This is a genomic window from Sphingomonas sp. PAMC26645 (genome assembly GCF_004795835.1).
GTDB lineage: Bacteria > Pseudomonadota > Alphaproteobacteria > Sphingomonadales > Sphingomonadaceae > Sphingomonas.
In genome coordinates, this window is the sequence record NZ_CP039249.1 from 25,308 (window position 1) to 44,099 (window position 18,792).

Here is an 18,792-nt window from a genome sequence, read left to right on the forward strand (position 1 = left end):
TACCGCAACGCGCGAACGCCGATCACGCCTGCGTGCGCGTAGCCCCCGGTCGCCATAGAACGTCGCCGGCCCCGTTTTGGTTCACTGCGCGCGACGCCACGAACAGGAAATCCGATAGCCGGTTAACATACGCTAATGCCGCCGGATTCAGCGGCATATCATGCGTCGCCGCAACCGCGGATCGCTCCGCCCGCCGTGAAATGGCGCGGGCCAGATGTAGTGCGGCGGCCTGCGGCGACCCGCCCGGCAGGATGAAGCTCCGTAACGGCGCGAGGTGCACGTTCATCGCATCGATCTCACGCTCGAGTCGCTTGACCTGCGCCGGGACGATGCGCAACACCATCTCGGATGGTGCGAATCCGTTGTCAGTCGCAGGCGTTGCGAGGTCGGCACCGAGATCGAACAGATCGTTCTGGATCCGCTCCAGCGCGGCAGCAAGCGGATCGTCGCCGAGCGCCACCACCGCCACGCCGATCGCCGAGTTCGCCTCGTCGACATCGCCGATCGCCTGCATCAGCGCACTCGCCTTCGACACGCGCGACCCGTCGACCAGCCCGGTCGTGCCGTCGTCACCGGTTCGCGTGTAGATCTTGTTGAGCTTGACCATTTTTATCCACCAACACCAGGACCCGCCGTCCTGACAAAAGTCAGGAACCAGAGCCCAGAGCGCGTCGCTAATTACTCTGGATCCTGACTTTCGTCAGGATGGCGGACGCATACCGACTGCGGAAGTGGCCGAACCCCATGAGCGGGACAGTCCCTTTCCTAGTTCCGTCCCGCCGCGAACAGGATCACGACGACGATCAGGATCGCCAGCGCCTGGAAGAAAATCCGCTGCTGCATCATCCGATTCGATTTCAGCGACGCCGCGCTCGGGCCGTTGCCGTCGCGAACCTGCGCCGTCCCCTCCTGCAGGAACGACACGACGCCCCGCACCAGGGCCACGACGGTCGCGATCATCGCCGCGATCAGGAGGATGACGAGGAATGTGTTCATAGACGGAATGTAAGCGCGCGCATCGACGCTAGCAATGGCAAGGATAGTGTTGCGGACACGCTTGTGATGCGCGCAAATGCTGCATGTTATACTTGACGCTGAAAGCCTTGATTTCCGGCATTCTTATCGCCGCCGCCTCGGAGATCGCCAAGCGCTACCCCGGCTTCGGCGCGCTCGTGGCGTCGCTGCCCTTGGTATCGGTGCTCGGCATGATCTGGCTCTGGCACGACAAGCCCGACCCTCGGACGATGGCCGCGCACGCCGGCGCGACCTTCTGGTACGTCCTGCCATCCCTGCCGATGTTCCTGCTGATCCCGGCGATGCTGCGCCACGGCGCGCCGTTCTGGGTGTCGCTGGTGGCGGGGTGCGTGCTGACGATCGCGCTGTATGTCGCGATGACGTGGGCCGCGCCGAAGCTGGGGATCGAGCTTTAGCGGCAGCGCCCTCGTCATAGGCAAGATGCCCCCCCCCAAAAAGAAGCACCACCCCGGCGAAGGCCGGGGCCCAGTTGGAAAGGTCGCAGTAACGAAGCGCAGCGTTCAGTTGGCAACGTCCCCCAACTGGGCCCCGGCCTCCGCCGGGGTGGTGCGAGATTACGGATGTCCCACTCTCCTCATTGTTTCCCCGCGAAGGCGGGGACCCAGTCTGGGCTCCCGCCTTCGCGGGAGAACAAGGAGGCACGGGCTACGATCCGTCTCCAGCCATACCCTGCTCCGATCATCACGCTCATGATCGGCAGCGCGGATCGGTCACCCCCCACTCCGTACCCGAGCCGCCAACGCCACCCCATCCTCCCCCGCCGCGCGCATCTCCGCCAGCGACACCGCCCCATCCCGCTTGGCCAACCGCCGCCCCGCCGCATCCACCACCAGCGGATGATGATGATACCCCGGCACCGGCAACCCCAGCAAAGCCTGCAACACCCGGTGCACGTCGGTCGCCGCAAACAGGTCCACCCCGCGCACCACGTCCGTCACCCCCTGCGCCGCATCATCCAGAGTCACCGCCAGATGATAGCTCGCCGGCGCATCCTTCCGCGCCAGCACGACATCCCCCTGCGCCAGCGGATCGGCGACAACCGTCCCGGCAATCGCATCATGCCACGCAAGCACGCCGGTCATCGCCACCGCCTTCGCCATGTCGAGCCGCCAGCAATGCGCCACATCCCCCCGCGCAGCGACCTCCTCCGCGCTCAGACCGCGACAAATCCCCGGATAGACCGGCCCGACATCCCCCTGCGGCGCCGACGCGCTCGCCGCGATCTCCGCCCGCGTACAGAAACAGGGGTAAACCAGCCCGCGCGCCTTCAATGCCTCCAGCGCAACATCATACGTCGCCAACCGCTCCGACTGAAACACCAGCGAGTCCCACCGCAACCCAAGCCACGCCAGATCCTCCAAAATCCCCGCCACGAACTCCGGCCGACTCCGCGTCCCATCGATATCCTCGATCCGCAGCAGGAACCGCCCGCCCCGCTCGCGCGCGTAATCGTGCGCGCGGATCGCCGAGACCGCGTGGCCCAGGTGCAACCGCCCCGTCGGGCTCGGCGCGAACCGCGTTACGACCGGTCCGTCGCTCAGCATGCTTGACCGACCGCCACGCGGCGTGCTGTCATGGCGGTGTCATCGCTGTCGTCCATAGGGCGCTCTGCGAAGCCTGAGTGGGAGGAGCCGTGTTTCACCCCGATCTGATGCGTCACCCGGATGGTTGTCCGGCGCTTGTGCTCAATGCCGACTACACGCCGCTTTCCTACTATCCGCTCAGCGTCTGGCCGTGGCAAACCGCGGTCAAGGCTGTCTTCCTCGACCGCGTCGACATCGTCGCCACCTATGAACGCGAAGTCCGCAGCGCCAATTTCGCGCTGAAGCTGCCCTCGGTCATCGCGCTCAAGCAGTTCGTCCGACCGTCGCAATTTCCCGCCTTCACTCGCTTCAACCTGTTTCTGCGCGACAAGTTCACCTGCCAATATTGCGGCAAGCTGCGCGATCTCACCTTCGACCATGTCGTCCCCCGCGCGCAAGGCGGTCGTACCACGTGGGAGAACGTCGTCACCGCCTGCTCGCCCTGCAACCTCAAAAAGGGCGGGCGCACGCCAAAACAGGCGGCGATGCCGCTCCATATCGAGGCGATCCGCCCGACCAACTGGCATCTCCAGGAACACGGCCGCAGCTTCCCGCCCAACTACCTGCACGACACGTGGCACGACTGGCTCTATTGGGACATCGAACTCGAAGCCTGACGGCGTCGATACGACGGGAGATTCTATGCAGGTGAAACTGGTAGCGGCGCTCGCCGCGACGGGAATTCTGGTGTCCGCGTGCGGCGACAAGGACGAGCAGCGCGCGCAGGCCGACGCCAACGCGGTCGGCTTCGTACCGCCATCGGTGACGTCACGGCTCGATTTCGGGGCCAGCATGGAGCGCCGCTTCCGCACGCTCGACCGCAACGGCGACGATCGGGTCACCAAGGACGAACTCCCCTCGCCGAATGCCCGCATCAAGGCATTCGACCGCAATAAGGACGGCGTCATCACCGCGATCGAGTGGAGCGAAGGTACGCTCGCCTGGTTCGACAGGATGGACCTGAACCACGACGGCACGGTGACGTCGGAAGAGCGTGCGGAGTCGCGTAAGCGCTGATCGCTGCAACAATCTGTCGCTCCAAGGTCTGTTGAAGCGACTATTTAAGCGACTCGCCTAGCGTACAAGGTTGACCTGATCCCTGCCGCAGCGCAGCAGGGCATTATGGCAAGCCTCCCCGCAATCGCGAACAATTCCGACATCCGGTTCCTCGGCAAACTGCTCGGCGACGTCATCCGCGCCTATGGCGGCGAGCGTCTGTTCGAAGCCACCGAGACGATCCGCAAGGCATCGGTCGAGCGCCACCGCGACGTTTCCGAAGGCAAGGCCGCCGACAACACTGCCGTCGACCTCAGCCTCGAAAAACTGAGCCTCGACGAGACGCTCGATTTCGTCCGCGGCTTCATGCTGTTCTCGATGCTCGCCAACCTCGCCGAGGACCGCCAGGGCATCGCCGCGGAGGACGGCGCCGACCTCGCCTCCGCGATCGCCCAGCTCGAATCCGAAGGCATCGACCGCGCCCAGATCCGCACGCTGCTCGACCACGCGCTGATCGCCCCCGTGCTCACTGCGCACCCGACCGAAGTCCGCCGCAAAAGCATGATCGACCACCGCAACCGCATCGCCGAGCTGATGGCGTTGCGCGATCTCGGCCGCGACACCACGCCCGATGGCGACAGCGTCGACGACGCGATCCTCCGCCAGATCGCGCTGCTCTGGCAGACGCGCGTCCTGCGCCGCGACCGCCTCTACGTCACCGACGAAGTCGACACCGCGCTCAGCTACCTGCGCGACGTGTTCCTCCCCGCGCTCCCCGCGCTCTACCAGCGCTGGGACCGCGCCCTCGGCGAACGCACGCCGAGCTTCCTGCGCCCCGGCAGCTGGATCGGCGGCGACCGCGATGGTAACCCCTATGTCACCGCCGACTCGCTCAAGACCGCGCTGTCGAAGGCGAGCGAAGCCGTGCTCGGCTATTATTGCGACGCGGTGCACGCGCTCGGCGCCGAACTCTCGATCTCGACCGAACACACGCCCACAGACGCCGCCGTACAAGCGCTCGCCGACACCAGCGGCGACAACGCCGCCAGCCGCGCCGACGAACCCTATCGCCGCGCGCTCTCCGGCATCTACGCCCGCCTGTCCGCCACGCACGACGCGCTCACCGGCAAGCACGCCCCCCGCCCCGGCCGCCTTACCGGCGAACCCTATGCGAACCCCGCCGACTTCCGCGCCGATCTCGTCACGCTCGCGCACGGCCTCGGAAATGCGCTGAAAACCGGCGGCGCGCTCGGTCGGCTGATCCGCGCGGTCGAAACGTTCGGCTTCCACCTCGCCACGCTCGACCTTCGCCAGAACAGCGCCGTCCACGAGCGCGTGGTCGCCGAACTGCTCAAGGTCGCCGGCGCAGAAAACGAGTACCTCGCGCTCGACGAAGACGCCCGCGTCGCGCTGCTCCGCCGCGAACTCGCCAACGCCCGCCCCCTCACCTCGCGCTTCGCCGAATATTCGGAGGAAACCGCCGGCGAACTCGCGATAGCCCAGGCCGCCGCCGACGCGCACGCCGCGTACGGCCCCGCCTGCATCACCAACTACATCGTCTCGATGGCGCAGTCGGTCAGCGACCTGCTCGAAGTGAACCTCCTGCTCAAGGAAGTCGGCCTCTACCGCCCCGGCGAAACCCCGACCGCGGCGATCATGGCCGTGCCCTTGTTCGAGACGATCGGCGATCTCGAAGCCGCCCCCGCCGTCATGACCGCGTGGTTCGCGCTCCCCGAGATCGCGACGATCTCCAAGGCACGCGGCCATCAGGAAGTGATGATCGGCTATTCCGACAGCAACAAGGACGGCGGCTACCTCACCTCCACCTGGCAGCTCTCGAAAGCCTCGACCGCGCTAAAACCCGTCTTCGCAGCCGCCGGCGTCGGCATGCAGCTGTTCCACGGTCGCGGCGGCGCGGTCGGGCGCGGCGGCGGCTCGGCGTTCCGTGCAATCCGCGCGCAGCCCTCGGGCACCGTCCAGGGCCGCATCCGCATCACCGAGCAGGGCGAAGTCATCGCCGCGAAATACGGCACGCGCGACGCCGCGATGACCAACCTCGAGGCGATCGCGTCGGCCACGTTGCTGGCCAGCCTCGAACCCGAACGCCTCTCCAACGCCGACAACGCCAGCTTCTCCGCCGCAATGGACACGCTCAGCGACACCGCGTTCCACAGCTACCGCGACTTGGTTTATGGTACCGAAGGCTTCCGCACCTTCTTCCGCCAGATGACGCCGATCGCCGAGATCGCCGGCCTCAAGATCGGCAGCCGCCCCGCCAGTCGCACCAAGTCCGACCGCATCGAAGACCTCCGCGCGATCCCCTGGGTGTTCAGCTGGGCGCAGGCGCGCGTCATGCTCCCCGGCTGGTACGGGGTAGGCCGCGCGATCGCCGATTTCGAGGACAAGGCGCTGCTGAAGGACATGGCACAAGGCTGGCCGCTCTTCGCGTCCGCGCTGGCGAACCTGGAGATGGTACTCGCCAAGTCCGACATCGGCATCGCCGAACGCTATGCCGGGCTCGTCGAGGACGACAAGCTCCGCGAAATCTTCACCACGATCCGCGACGGCTGGCACCAGACCCACGACGGCCTGCTCGCGGTAACAGGCCAGTCCCGCCTGCTAGAAAAGCACCCCGCCCTAGACGCCTCGATCCGCCTCCGCCTCCCCTATATCGAGCCGCTCAACCTCCTCCAGATCGAGCTGATAAAACGCCGCCGCGCTGGCGAGGACGACCCGCGGATAGGCGAAGGCATCCTCTTATCGATCAACGCCATCGCCACCGCGCTGCGAAACAGCGGCTAAAAACTCCCTCGCCCCTACGGGGAGAGGGAAGGGGCCCGCCGCGCTTGCGGTGGGAAGGGAGAGGGGCATGAGGCTCGGGACGGTTCATCCCAACGCCCCTCACCCTTCCGCGACTACGTCGCTCCCTCCCTCTCCCCGCAGGGGAGAGGGACTAGGAGTAAAACGGCGCGGCGATATCCTCGCGCACCCGCATCAACCGCCCAGTCGCGCGGTCGAGCAAAGCCCAAGTGGTCACCGCTTGCAGCTTTACCTTCCCGTCATAGCTCAAAAACCGAACATGCCGATCGAACCGAGCCCCCTTCGGCGCGCCCTCGACCCAAGTCTCACCAACGACCGTCTCCCCCGCGACAACACTCCCGCGGTAATCGATCTCATGCCGCGTCACGACCCACACATACGCCAGCTTATGCTCGGCCGGCGCCACCGCCTCCCAATGTGCAGTCGCGATGGCCTGGATCCACTGCACCCAGACCGCATTGTTCACATGCCCAAGCTCGTCGATATCCGCGTCCTGCGCCGTGATCGAGAGCGTGAACCGGCTCACCCCGCGACGCCCAGCTGCCACAGCACGAACGCGTGTTCCTCCGCGCCCTCACGCAACGACTCGAACCGCCCCGACTTGCCGCCGTGCCCCGCGCCCATGTTGGTCTTGAGCAACAGCACGTTGTCGTCGGTCTTCATCAGCCGCAGCTTGGCCGCCCACTTCGCCGGCTCCCAATAGGTCACGCGCGGATCGTTCAGCCCGCCGCTGATGAACATCGGCGGATAAGCCTGCGCCTTCACGTTGTCGTACGGCGAATAGGATCGGATCAGCTCGAACGCCGCCTTATCCTCGATCGGGTTCCCCCACTCAGGCCACTCACCCGGCGTCAGCGGCAGGCTCTCGTCGAGCATCGTGTTCAGCACGTCGACGAACGGCACATCCGCGATCACCGCGCCCCACAGCTCGGGATCGGAGTTGACCACCGCCCCCATCAGCTCGCCGCCAGCCGACCGCCCCGCGATCGCGATCTTCCCCGCCGACGTCCACTGCGCGTCGACCAGCGCCTTCGCCACATCGACGAAATCGTTGAACGTGTTCGCGCGCTTCTCCAGCTTGCCGTCGAGGTACCATTGCTGGCCCAGGTCATCGCCGCCACGAATATGCGCGATCGCATAGGTGAACCCGCGATCGAGCAGGCTCATCCGCCCAGTCGAGAAGCCCGGCGGGATCGCATAGCCGTACGCGCCATAGGCATAGAGAAACAACGGCGCAGACCCGTCGCGCACGAACCCCGCCGGATACACGATCGAAACCGGAATTTCGGTCCCGTCCCGCGCGGCGATCTTCAGCCGCTCGGTCGCATATTTCGCGGCGTCATACCCGCTCGGGATTTCCTGCACCTTGAGCATCGTCCGCTCGCCGGTATCGACGTCGTAATCATACACCGTCCCCGGCGTGACCATCGACTCATACCCAAGCCGCAATACGGTCATGTCGTATTCGGGATTGTCCCCCAGCCCGGCGACATAGCTCGCCTCGGGAAAATCGATCCGCTTGCCCTCGGTCGGCGTCTCGTACCGGTGGATCGCGATCTGATCGAGACCGTCCTCGCGCCCATCGACGACGAAGAAGTCCTGATAGCACTCGACCCCGGTCATGTAGAAATGCGGCGAGGCCGGAATCAGCTCGCTCCACGCATCCGGCTCCTCGACCAGCGCAGTGCACAGCCGGAAATTCGGATCGACGTCGTTGGTATGGATGAACAGCGTCCCGTCATGCTCGTCCACATCATATTCGCGGCCCACCTTCCGCGCCGACACGAGGATCGGCACCGCCAAAGGCTCGTGCGCCGGCAGCAGATACAGCTCGCTCGTCACATGATCGCTGGTCGCAATCACGATCCATTTCCGCGAACTCGTCTCGCCGACGCCGACGCGAAAGCCCTCGTCCTCCTCGTGGAACAGCACGACGTCCTCGGAGATCGGCGTCCCCAACCGGTGGAACCGCGCATTGTCCGTGCGCCACTGCTCGTTCGCCAGCCCGTACAAAAAGCCCGCATCGTCCGCGGTCCAGACGATCTCGCTGAGCATCCCCGGGATCACGTCGGGCAGATGCTCGCCGGTATCCAGGTCCTTGACCCGAACCTCGAACCGCTCGCTCCCATTGTCGTCGATCGCATAGGCGAGATAGCGCCCGTCATTGCTGACCGAGAACGCGCCGAGCCGGAAATACTCATGCCCCTCCGCCAGCGCCGGCTCGTCGAGCAACAGCTCGTCGTCACCGCCGGCCACTGGCTTGCGCCACCATTTCTTGTACTGCCCGCCGGTCTCGTACGCGGTCCAGTAGAGCCAATCGCCATCCTTCTGCGGCACCGAGGATTCGTCCTCCTTGATGCGCGCCTTCATCTCTTCGTAGATCGTGTCGGTGAGCGCTTTGTGCGGCGCCATCTGCTCTTCGAAATACGAATTCTCGGCAGCGAGATACGCCAGCACGTCGGCGTCATCGACCTCCGGATAATTCGGGTCCTTCAGCCACGCATACGGATCCTCGATCGTCACGCCATGCGTGGTGAAGCTGTGCGGCCGCTGTTCGGCAATGGGGGGCGTGGTCATCCCGGTGTGTTAGCCGTGCGGGGTGTGGATGCCAAACGCTGTGGCGTTTGCGAGCGATCGATAGAAACCGCGCACCACTCCCACGCCACCACCCCGGCGAAGGCCGGGGCCCAATTGGGGGACGGCAATAACGGAGGATCGCGCGCAGTTACTGCGACCTTTCCAATTGGGCACCGGCCTCCGCCGGGGTGGTGATAGCTGGTGTAAGCGCCCCTGCACCAAACGTGTTTCCCCGCGAAGGCGGGGACCCAGACTGGGCTCCCGCCTTCGCGGGAGAACAAGGACGCAGGAGCGCCGTTCGATCAAAAAGGGCGCGGCTATTCCCCGCGCTGTCCCACGCAGCGCGTTTCTGGCAGAACACAGGCATCACCCGAGACCGACGAGAGACCCACACAATGCCGACCCAGACCGACCGCCTCGCCGCCCTCCGCGCACAGCTCCAAGCCGACGGCCTCGACGGCTTCGTCATCCCCCTTACCGACGAGCATATGAGCGAATATGTCGGCAGTTACGCGCAGCGCCTAGGTTGGCTTACCGGGTTCGGCGGATCCGCGGGCACGGCGGTCGTGCTGGCCGACCGTGCGGCGATCTTTACCGATGGGCGCTACACGATCCAGGTTCGCGAGCAGGTCGATGGCGCGCACTGGGACTATGAGCCCGTGCCGCAGACCAGTCCCGCCGCGTGGCTCGGCAAGCATGCCCCCGAGGGCGGTCGGATCGGTTACGACCCGTGGCTGCACACCGGGACCTGGGTCGCCGACGCCACCACCGCGCTAGCAGACCGTGGCGCCACGCTGGTCGCGGTCGATGCCAACCCGATCGATGCGATCTGGACCGATCGTCCAGCCCCCTCCCCCGCCAAGCTTACTGTCCAGCCCGACCAGTTCACCGGCGCCTCGTCTGCCGAAAAGCGCGCGAAGATCGCCGACTGGCTGTCTGAGCAGAATGCCGACGCGGTCATTCTCTCTGCGCTCGATTCGATCGCCTGGGCGCTCAACGTCCGCGGCGGCGACGTCGATCACACGCCCGTCGCACTGTCCTATGCGATCGTCGGTGCGGACGGCACCACCGACCTGTTCGTCGCGCCCGACAAGCTCGACGACGCGGTCCGCCAGCATCTGGGCAACGCGGTCCGCCTCCATGATCGCACCGCGTTCGCCGCTGCGCTGGGCACCTATTCCGGCAAGCGCGTCGCCGCCGATCCCGAACGCGCGGTCGCCGCGATCACGCAAGCGCTCCAGGCCGGCGGCGCGAAGATCCTGCCGCTGCGCGATCCCGTCGTGCTCGCCAAGGCGATCAAGAACCCCGTCGAGATAAGCGGCCACCGCGCCGCCTCCGCCCGCGACGGCGCCGCACTCGCGCGCTTCCTCCGCTGGGTCGAGACCGAGTGCGTGAAGGGGGGGCAAACCGAACTCAGCGCCGCCGCCAAGCTGCTCGCGTTCCGCGAACAGACCGGCCTGCTGAAGGATACCTCGTTCGACACGATCTCCGCAACCGGTCCGCACGGCGCGAGCCCGCATTACCATGTCACCGAGGAGTCGAGCGCGCCGATCGAACCCGGCCAGCTCTACCTGATCGATTCAGGCGGCCAGTATGCCGATGGCACCACCGACGTGACGCGCGTGATGCCGATCGGCGAACCGACCGACGAGATGCGCGACCGTTTTACCCGCGTCCTGAAGGGCCATATCGGCATCGCCACGGCAGTCTTCCCCGATGGCACGATGGGTGGCCAGATCGACGCCTTCGCGCGCCGTCCGCTGTGGGAAGCCGGCCTCGATTTCGCGCATGGCACCGGCCACGGCATCGGCGCGTATCTCGCGGTTCACGAAGGCCCACAGCGTATCGCCGCGCCCAACTACCCCGGCGGCGCGGCGATGGAGCCCCTACGCGCCGGTATGATGCTCTCCAACGAGCCCGGCTATTACAAGGCCGGCGAATACGGCATCCGAATCGAGAATTTGATCCTGATCGAGCCGCGCGCCATCCCCGGTGCCGACCGCGAAATGCTGGGCTTCGAGACGCTCACCTTTTGCCCGATCGAGCGCACGCTGATCGAGCCGGCGTTGCTGACCGCGGAAGAGCGCCAATGGGTCGACGACTATCACGCGCAAGTGCTGGCGGTTCTAGCGCCGGAAATGACCGACGCAGAAGATCACGCCTGGCTGACCGCCAAATGCGCGCCATTGCCTTAAGGGCGATCAGCTAGAAGGCTCATCCTTGGTCGCAGGTGCCGCGCCGACGGCGCGCGCCTGCGCCTTCCTGCGCCGCAGGTTCTCGCGCAGCGCAGCCGCCATGCGCTCGGCCTTCTCCGCCGCCTTTCGATCCCGATCATCCATAAATATGCCCTACATTGCGGCGCGGTGCCTTGACAATCATCCCGCCCTCGTCTCTTAGCCCCACTCCGCCGGCAGCGATGCCAGCGAGTGCTGCCGTAGCTCAGTGGTAGAGCGCATCCTTGGTAAGGCTGAGGTCGTGAGTTCAATCCTCACCGGCAGCACCATTTTTCAACATTTGATCGTCGCGACAAGCATCCCCTGCGGGGACACCGACTTCCGTCGGGGTCTGTATTGACGCTTCCGCGAACGTTCTAGAGCCCGAGTTCGGCCATCGTCACGACGCGGTGCTCGCGAGCGCTGATCTCGGCGGCGGTGCCGATCGCGACGGCGCGCAGGCCGTCCTCCGCGGTGACTTGGACCGGCCCCTCCCCGCGGACCGCTGCGGCAAACGCAGCGTGCTGGTAGTAGGTCGCGCCTTCGTGTGAGCCGGCCGCCTTGGCGGCGGGGTCTACGACGACGTGGGTACGCTCGACCTGCTTCGGGTTCAGGAAACCGACGCGGGGGGAGTAGACCAGTTCGCCTGCGGGGATCAGCACGTCGAGGCGAGCGGCGTCGCCGGTCGCGGACATTTCCTCCTGGTTCTCGGCACCGTCGGCGAACATGCTGAGGTCGAGCATTGCGCGCACGCCGTTGGCGAAGTCGACAGTCGTGAAACTGTTGTCGATGATGTCGGGCCGCTGGCCGTCATAGCGCTCGTCGAGATGGTTCACGTCCATCGCGCCCGAGCAATATACGCGGACCGCTTCCGAGCCGACGATCAGTCGCATCAGGTCGAAGAAGTGGCAGCATTTCTCGACCATCGTGCCGCCGGTGTTGGCGGAGAAGCGGTTCCAGTCGCCGACCTTGGGAAGGAACGGGAAACGGTGTTCACGGATCGAGAGCATCTGGAGCCGGCCGACACGGCCTCCGCGCACCTGTTCGATAAACGCGGCGGCGGGGGGCATGAAGCGATATTCCATGCCGGTCCAGAACGGCTTTGCGTGGGCTCCTGCACGCTCGACGATCCAGCGGGCGTCCTCGATCGTCGTCGCCAGCGGCTTCTCGCACAGGATCGCGGCGTCCATGTCGAACAGTCGTTCCAGCACGTCGCGGTGCGTGTTGTTGGGCGAGGCGATGACGATCGCGTCGACATCTGCTGCTTTGGCGAACGCCTCGACGCTGTCGAACCGCGCGACAGTGGCGGCGCGGTCGCCAAGCGCATCGGTCGCCCAGTCGATCGAGGTCGCGACCGGATCGGCGATCGCGACGATCTCGGCACCGGGCAGGATTGCCAGGTTCCGAAGGTGTTCGACGCCCATCATGCCCGTTCCGACGACGCCGTATCTGATCGTGGCTACCAAGCTGTCATTCCCTATGCCATGGCCGCCTGCATGACGACGATCCGCCTTTCCAACGACCTTCGCCCGCTCGGCAAGAGCGAAATCCTTGTTTCACCGATAGCCTGGGGCATGTGGCGGCTGGCCGGAGAGGTTGCCCCGGTCCACGCCATGATCGAGGCGGCCTTGGGGGCGGGGATCAATTTCTTCGACACCGCCGACATCTATGGCTGCGACGTGCCCGCCGGGTTCGGTTCGGCGGAGGCGCTGTTCGGGCGGGCGCTGGCCGAAGACCGGTCATTGCGGGCGAAAATGGTGATCGCGACCAAGGCGGGCATCCGTCCCGGCATCCCGTATAATTCGAGCGCGACGTATCTTGCCGATGCGCTCGACGCGTCGCTGACGCGGATCAGCGTCGAGCAGGTCGACCTGTACCAGATCCACCGTCGCGACTTCCTGACGCATCCGCACGAGGTGGCCGAAACGCTGACCCGGATGGTCGAGGCGGGCAAGATCCGCAGCATCGGCGTGTCGAACTACAGCGTGGACGAGTTCGACGCGTTGCAGGCTTTCCTGGGCCAGCCGATCGTCAGCACGCAGCCTGAGTTCTCGCCGCTGCGGACCGCGCCGCTGTTCGACGGGACGCTCGACCAGGCGATGCGGCGCGATGTCGCGGTGATGGCGTGGTCGCCGCTCGGGGGCGGGCGGCTGGCGCAGGGCGATCACCCCGCGGCCAAGCTGCTCGCCGAGCATGGCGCACGCTACGGCGTCGATGCGGCGACCGCGACGCTCGCGTGGATCATGGCGCATCCGGCGCGGATCATTCCGATCGTCGGGTCGCAGACTCCTGCGCGGATCGCTGCCTCGGCGGACGCGTACAAGGTCGAGTGGACGCGTCCCGAATGGTATGCGGTGCTGCAGGCCGGGATGGGTGAGAATCTGCCATGACCGTCCTGCCCCCTTGCGAAATCAGCTGGTTCTCCGCGCTGTGCGACGACGATTACGAGTTTCTCGGCGTGCCCGATGCGGCGCTGAAATCGAGCTGGGAGCATTGCCGCGACATCGTGATGCAGGCCGAGACCGCCGGCTACGACAATATCCTGCTGCCGTCGGGCTATGCGCTGGGGATCGACACGACCGCGTTCGCTGCGGGGATCGCGCCGATGCTGAAGCGCCTGCGGTTGCTGATGGCGGTGCGGATCGGCGAGAGCTGGCCGCCGCAACTCGCGCGCCAGATCGCGACGATCGACCGGATGCTCGGCGGGCGGCTGGCGATCAACATCATCTCAAGCGACCTGCCCGGCGAGAAGCTGGAGAGTGCGCCGCGGTATGCGCGCACGGTCGAGGCGATGCATATCTTGCGGACGTTGCTCGACGGCAAGCCGCTCGATTATGACGGCGCATTCTGGAAGCTGAAGGTCGATCCGCCGCGCGTGACGACGGTGTCGGGACGCTGCCCGGCACTATATTTCGGTGGGCTTTCGGAGGCTGCGCGCGATGCGGCGGCCACCAATGCCGACGTGTATTTGATGTGGCCGGATACGATGGATGCGGTCCGCGCGATCGTTGCGGATCTACGGTCGCGGGCGGCAAAGCACGGTCGGACTTTGCGGTTCGGATACCGAGTGCATGTCGTCGTGCGCGAGACTGAGGCGGAAGCCCGCGTTGCCGCCGACCGGCTACTCTCGAAGCTCGACGATGCCGAGGGTCGTGCGATCCGGGAGCGCTCGCTGGACTCGCAGTCGGCTGGCGTGCGGCGTCAGGCCGAGCTGCGCGAAGGATCGGACGACGGCTATGCGGAGGCGAACCTGTGGACGGGCATCGGGCGGGCTCGGTCTGGATGCGGGGCGGCGATCGTTGGCGATCCGGACCAGGTGTTGGCTAAGCTGAACGCGTATAGGGCCGAGGGGATCGATGCGTTTATTCTCTCCGGGTATCCGCATGCGGCCGAGGCGGATCTGTTTGCGCGGCATGTGTTGCCGCGGATCGAGCATGGGCCTTTGGTGATATAAGAGGCCGCTTGCGGTTCAATTACGCACCCACCCCACAGTAGCGCCACCCCGGCGAAGGCCGGGGCCCAGTTGGGGAACGTTGCTAACTGAGCGCTCCGCTCCGTTACTGCGACCTTTCCAATTGGGCCCCGGCCAACTCCGGGGTGGTATTGGGTTGGCGGTGGCCCTCTCCTCCATGTTCTCCCGCGAAGGCGGGAGCCCAGTCTGGATCCCCGCCTTCGCGGGGAAACAAGCGTGCTTGATTGATCAGATAATCCCCGAACAAATCCGCGAAGTGAGGGCCAGCCTGTCCGCCCCGCTGCAACCAAATAACCGGGTCGGTGAAGAGAAACTGGCTGGCCACCGCGCGCGCCTCGTCCATGCTAGGCGCGTATGACCAAGCCTACCAAGACCGTCGCGCAACTCGGCGCCCGCGCCCGCGCGCTGCTGTTCGCGCTCGTCGTCACCGCGGGCATCCTCAACCTCGTCGACCGCCAGATCATCTCCGTGCTGAAGCCGATCATCGCCACCGACCTTGGTTGGAGCGACGATGATTACGGGACCCTCGCCGCGTGGTTCCAGGGCGGCGCGGCGTTTGCATTCCTGTTCACCGGGTGGATCGTCGACAAGCTCGGCGTCAAATGGGCGAACCCGATCGGCGTCGCGGCGTGGAGCATCGCGGCGATGGCGCATGGCTGGGCGCGGTCGATGACCGAATTCGTGATGATTCGCGTCAGCCTCGGCGCAACCGAGGCGATGGGAACGCCGACGGGGATCAAGACGATCGCGTCGGTGCTGCCCAAGAACTGGCGATCGAGCGGGTTCGGCGCGACCAACGCCGCCAACAGCATCGGCGCGATCCTGGCGCCGCTAGCGATCCCGGGTGTTGCGCTGCTGGTCGGGTGGCGCGGGACGTTCGTCGCTGCGGGCGTTCTAGGGCTCGTCTGGGCTGCAGTATGGCTGGTCGCGACACGGCGCGTGACTTTCTCCCCGCCCCGTCCGGTCAAGACGGATACCGCTCCCCTCACCGAGTACGGCCCGATCCTGCGCAACCGCCAGACCTGGGCGATCGCGGTTGCCAAGATCCTGTCGGATGCGACGTGGTGGCTGCTGCTGTTCTGGTTGCCTGACTTCTTCCACCGGCAATACGGGCTGACCGGCGTTGCGCTCGGTGTGCCGCTCGCCATTGCTTATGGTGGCGCGGCGGTCGGGTCGTTGCTCGGCGGCGGCGTCTCGACGCGGTTGCTGAGTCTTGGCTACAGCATCAACGCGGTGCGCAAAGGCATCTTGCTGGTCGCCGCGCTTTGCGTGCTGCCGATCCCGCTGGTGCTCTACGCGGGCAATTACGCGGTCACGATCGGGCTCATGGCACTGACGCTCGCGGCACATCAGGCATTTTCGACCAATCTCTTCGCGCTGATCGCCGACGTCGTGCCACAGGACAAGCTCGGTCGCGTGACCGCGTTCGGGTCGTTCAGCGGCAATGTCGGGGGGATGGTGATCGCCAAGGTCGCGGGGCTCGTGCTCACCGCAGGCCTTGGATATCTTCCGTTATTCCTGTTCGCGAGCGTGTCGTACCTGCTCGCGGTCGGATGGATCCAGCTGCTGCTGCCGACGCTGCGACCGATCGAGGCGCGCTAAAGCTGATACGACGCACCTGCATATCGTTCTTTATACCCATCGCCCGAATGGGATTTACAAGGCGGCATCAATTTCGGGGAGGGAACCCATGATCGACCCACGCATCCAGCGGCGCCATGTCGCGTTGTTCGCTGGCACCGCACTCGTCGCGCTCGCCACTCCGGCTGCTGCGCAGGATATTCCCGCGACGACACCGGTGACTGCGCCGACCACCACGCCTGCCCCGGCGGCGCAGAGCGACGAAGTGATCGTTACCGCGCGCTACCGCAACGAGACGCTCCAATCGGTGCCGATCGCGATCACCGCGGTCAGCGGTCAGTCGCTCGCCGAGCGCCAGTTGAACACGGTCGAGAACATCGCCGCGACGATTCCGTCGGTCGGCTTCCGCAGCGGCGCGTCGAACAAGGATCGCACGATCTTCATCCGCGGCGTCGGCACGATCACGACCTCGCCGGGCGTCGAGCCATCGGTGTCGACCGTGCTCGATGGCGTCGTCCTCACCCGCCCCGGCCAATCGACGCTCGACCTCGGCGAAGTCGAGCGGATCGAGGTGTTGCGCGGACCGCAGGGCACGTTGTTCGGCAAGAACGCCTCGGCGGGCGTGGTCAACATCGTCACCCGCAACCCGACCGACGAATTCCGCGCGTTCGGCGAGGCCGGCATCACCTCCGACGAGGAATACCGGATCAAGGCCGGCATCTCTGGCGCGCTCGTCCCCGGCAAGGTGCAAGCCCTGATCGGCGGGCTGTACGACGACTATCAGGGCAACGTCCGCAACGTCGCACGCAACCAGGACGTCAACGGCTACCGGCGTTATGGCGCGCGCGGCAAGCTGGTCGTGACGACGTCCGACGCCCTGAAGTTCACGATCATCGGCGATTACCTCAACTCACACGATACCACCCCGACCAGCGTCTACGCCGCCACCAGCCGTACGGCGTATCCCACCGGTGTTGTCACCAATTCACCCGATCTCGCCGCCGCGCTGGGTGCAAGCGGGATCGTCGCCGGACCGAGCAATCGCCGGACCAACAACAATTCGATCACCGACGTGAAGGACGAGAATTACGGCGGGTCGTTCACCGGCGAACTCGCGCTCGGCGATTACCACGTCACCTTGATCACCGGCTGGCGGCAATGGCTCAATAACCAGCGCCAGGATTACGACAGCGTCGCCGCGCTCTCGACCGCGTTCCCGTCGGGACAGGACGCAGGCAGCGTCAACACCAAGCAATTCTCCGAGGAACTGCGGCTGACGTCGCCCAAGGGTGGCCTCATCGACTATGTCGTTGGCGCCTATTACCTCCACGCAACGACCGACGAGCGATACCAGCGCACGCTGACTTCGCTCGCGGCGGGTGGCGCGCAGAGCACGACGACGGGCGTCGCCAACTACGGCATCACCAACGACAATTACGCGCTGTTCGGTGAGGCGAACGTCAATTTCACGCCGAAATTCCGCGGTATCGCCGGCTATCGCTCGACCTGGGACAGTCTCGATTTCTACCACGTCCGCACGTCGACCGCGGATCCGCTCAACACCGGCGCGGCGGCGCTCGATCGGCCCGGCGTCCGCGCGTATCACAACGCGACCGGCGGGATCGACAAGCGCGGCGACAGCTATCGCCTCGGGCTCCAGTACGATCTCGGCGAGCATGCGCAGACCTATTTCACCTATTCGCACGGCTATAAGGGCCCGGCGTACAACGTGTATTTCAACATGCGATCGCTGAACGCGACGACGCCGCTCGACGAAGTGCCGCTGAGCCCGGAGACGTCCAACTCCTATGAGGTCGGGCTGAAGGGCAGCACCGCGAACCGTGCGCTGAGCTATAGCCTCGCCGCGTTCACGACCAATTTCGACGGGTATCAGGCGAGCTTTAACGACGTCGTCGCGGGCGCGCAGGTCAGCCGGCTGATCAACGCCGGATCGGTCCGCTCGCGCGGGGTCGAGGCGGACGTGACGCTGCGCCCGACCAAGGGCCTGACGCTCGACATCTCCGCCGCCTATACCGATGCGACGGTGCGCAACTTCCTCTGCCCGACCGGCGCGCCGACGAGCTGCAACATCAACGGCCAGCCGCTCCCCTATGCGCCGAAGATCAAGTTGTACGAGAATGCCGCGTACAAGTTCGGGCTGACCGACACGCTAGCGCTGGAGCTCCAGACCGATGTGACGTTCAGCAGCAAGGTGCAATATTCACTCGCCGAGACGCCGAGCACGGTCCAGCCATCCTATGCGATCTGGAACGCGAGCGTCGCGGTACTGAGCGATACGTCCGGGTGGCAGCTGCGTGCGTACGTCAAGAACCTGACGAACACGTCCTATTCGTCGTTCCTGACCGCCGGCACGTTCGCCGGCACCGTCCGGTTCGTGCCGCGCGACGACAAGCGCTATGCCGGGCTGCTGCTGCGCAAGGACTTCTGACCGGCACCCGGGGGCCTGCGCGAGGCAAACAGCGGCAAGCCGCTGTATTGCGACGCCATGCGGTAC

At 65.8% G+C, this 18,792-nt stretch carries 16 protein-coding genes and 1 tRNA gene; 10 read left to right on the forward strand and 7 right to left on the reverse strand.

From position 1 onward, the window contains the following. Positions 1-22: 22 nt before the first annotated feature. Together E5673_RS00165 and E5673_RS00170 are read right to left on the reverse strand one after the other, a co-directional pair. Positions 23-607: a cob(I)yrinic acid a,c-diamide adenosyltransferase gene (locus tag E5673_RS00165; RefSeq protein WP_136188477.1), complete on the reverse strand. Its 585-nt coding sequence runs from the start codon at positions 605-607 to the stop codon at positions 23-25. Between the two features lie 158 nt (positions 608-765). Beyond that, positions 766-996 carry a twin transmembrane helix small protein gene (locus E5673_RS00170; RefSeq protein ID WP_056052241.1) on the reverse strand — a complete coding sequence of 77 codons (231 nt, stop codon included), beginning with the start codon at positions 994-996 and terminating at the stop codon, positions 766-768. A gap of 83 nt (positions 997-1,079) precedes the next feature. Between E5673_RS00170 and E5673_RS00175 the strand changes: the two genes are divergently transcribed. Further along, the gene (locus E5673_RS00175) at positions 1,080-1,430 is read left to right on the forward strand and encodes a DUF3147 family protein (RefSeq protein WP_136188478.1); all 351 of its coding nucleotides are present in this window, start codon (positions 1,080-1,082) and stop codon (positions 1,428-1,430) included. A gap of 315 nt (positions 1,431-1,745) precedes the next feature. Here E5673_RS00175 and gluQRS read toward each other — a convergent pair whose 3' ends face one another. After that, a complete protein-coding gene (gene gluQRS, locus E5673_RS00180) occupies positions 1,746-2,579 on the reverse strand; it encodes a tRNA glutamyl-Q(34) synthetase GluQRS (RefSeq protein ID WP_136188479.1) in 834 nt (277 codons plus the stop codon). An 89-nt stretch (positions 2,580-2,668) separates the two neighbouring features. On the opposite strand from gluQRS, the gene E5673_RS00185 reads away from it, so the two are divergent. From E5673_RS00185 to ppc, 3 genes are all read left to right on the forward strand, one after another. Then, complete coding sequence (locus E5673_RS00185) at positions 2,669-3,235, forward strand: HNH endonuclease (protein WP_056052248.1); 567 nt, start codon at positions 2,669-2,671, stop codon at positions 3,233-3,235. A gap of 25 nt (positions 3,236-3,260) precedes the next feature. Then, positions 3,261-3,635 carry an EF-hand domain-containing protein gene (locus E5673_RS00190; RefSeq protein ID WP_136188480.1) on the forward strand — a complete coding sequence of 125 codons (375 nt, stop codon included), beginning with the start codon at positions 3,261-3,263 and terminating at the stop codon, positions 3,633-3,635. Between the two features lie 105 nt (positions 3,636-3,740). Beyond that, on the forward strand, positions 3,741-6,416 hold the full coding sequence (gene ppc / locus E5673_RS00195) for a phosphoenolpyruvate carboxylase (RefSeq protein WP_136188481.1): 2,676 nt from the start codon (positions 3,741-3,743) through the stop codon (positions 6,414-6,416). 151 nt (positions 6,417-6,567) lie between these two features. Here ppc and E5673_RS00200 read toward each other — a convergent pair whose 3' ends face one another. After that, on the reverse strand, positions 6,568-6,960 hold the full coding sequence (locus E5673_RS00200; RefSeq protein WP_136188482.1) for an acyl-CoA thioesterase: 393 nt from the start codon (positions 6,958-6,960) through the stop codon (positions 6,568-6,570). After that, positions 6,957-9,011 (reverse strand): S9 family peptidase, encoded by a 2,055-nt coding sequence (locus E5673_RS00205; RefSeq protein ID WP_136188483.1) that lies wholly within the window; start codon positions 9,009-9,011, stop codon positions 6,957-6,959. Before E5673_RS00205 ends, E5673_RS00200 begins: the two co-directional genes overlap by 4 nt. Before the next feature lie 395 nt (positions 9,012-9,406). On the opposite strand from E5673_RS00205, the gene E5673_RS00210 reads away from it, so the two are divergent. Beyond that, a complete protein-coding gene (locus E5673_RS00210) occupies positions 9,407-11,206 on the forward strand; it encodes an aminopeptidase P family protein (protein WP_136188484.1) in 1,800 nt (599 codons plus the stop codon). 6 nt (positions 11,207-11,212) lie between these two features. Here the strand turns inward: E5673_RS00210 and E5673_RS19500 are convergent, their stop codons facing one another. Next, positions 11,213-11,350 (reverse strand): hypothetical protein, encoded by a 138-nt coding sequence (locus E5673_RS19500; protein WP_165899554.1) that lies wholly within the window; start codon positions 11,348-11,350, stop codon positions 11,213-11,215. 89 nt (positions 11,351-11,439) lie between these two features. Here E5673_RS19500 and E5673_RS00215 point away from each other — a divergent pair. After that, positions 11,440-11,514, forward strand: a tRNA-Thr gene (locus E5673_RS00215). Positions 11,515-11,601: 87 nt separating this feature from the next. Here E5673_RS00215 and E5673_RS00220 read toward each other — a convergent pair. Continuing rightward, on the reverse strand, positions 11,602-12,690 hold the full coding sequence (locus tag E5673_RS00220) for a Gfo/Idh/MocA family oxidoreductase (RefSeq protein ID WP_281727879.1): 1,089 nt from the start codon (positions 12,688-12,690) through the stop codon (positions 11,602-11,604). Positions 12,691-12,720: 30 nt separating this feature from the next. Here E5673_RS00220 and E5673_RS00225 point away from each other — a divergent pair, with 30 nt between their 5' ends. The 4 genes from E5673_RS00225 to E5673_RS00245 all read left to right on the forward strand — a co-directional run bounded on the left by E5673_RS00225 (position 12,721) and on the right by E5673_RS00245 (position 18,726). Further along, the gene (locus E5673_RS00225; protein WP_136188485.1) at positions 12,721-13,614 is read left to right on the forward strand and encodes an aldo/keto reductase; all 894 of its coding nucleotides are present in this window, start codon (positions 12,721-12,723) and stop codon (positions 13,612-13,614) included. Next, on the forward strand, positions 13,611-14,678 hold the full coding sequence (locus tag E5673_RS00230; protein WP_136188486.1) for an LLM class flavin-dependent oxidoreductase: 1,068 nt from the start codon (positions 13,611-13,613) through the stop codon (positions 14,676-14,678). Before E5673_RS00225 ends, E5673_RS00230 begins: the two co-directional genes overlap by 4 nt. 372 nt (positions 14,679-15,050) lie before the next feature. Next, entirely contained in the window at positions 15,051-16,298 is a 1,248-nt protein-coding gene (locus E5673_RS00240) for an MFS transporter (RefSeq protein WP_136188488.1), read from the forward strand. Positions 16,299-16,386: 88 nt separating this feature from the next. Beyond that, positions 16,387-18,726 carry a TonB-dependent receptor gene (locus E5673_RS00245; protein ID WP_136188489.1) on the forward strand — a complete coding sequence of 780 codons (2,340 nt, stop codon included), beginning with the start codon at positions 16,387-16,389 and terminating at the stop codon, positions 18,724-18,726. Positions 18,727-18,792 lie beyond the last annotated feature (66 nt).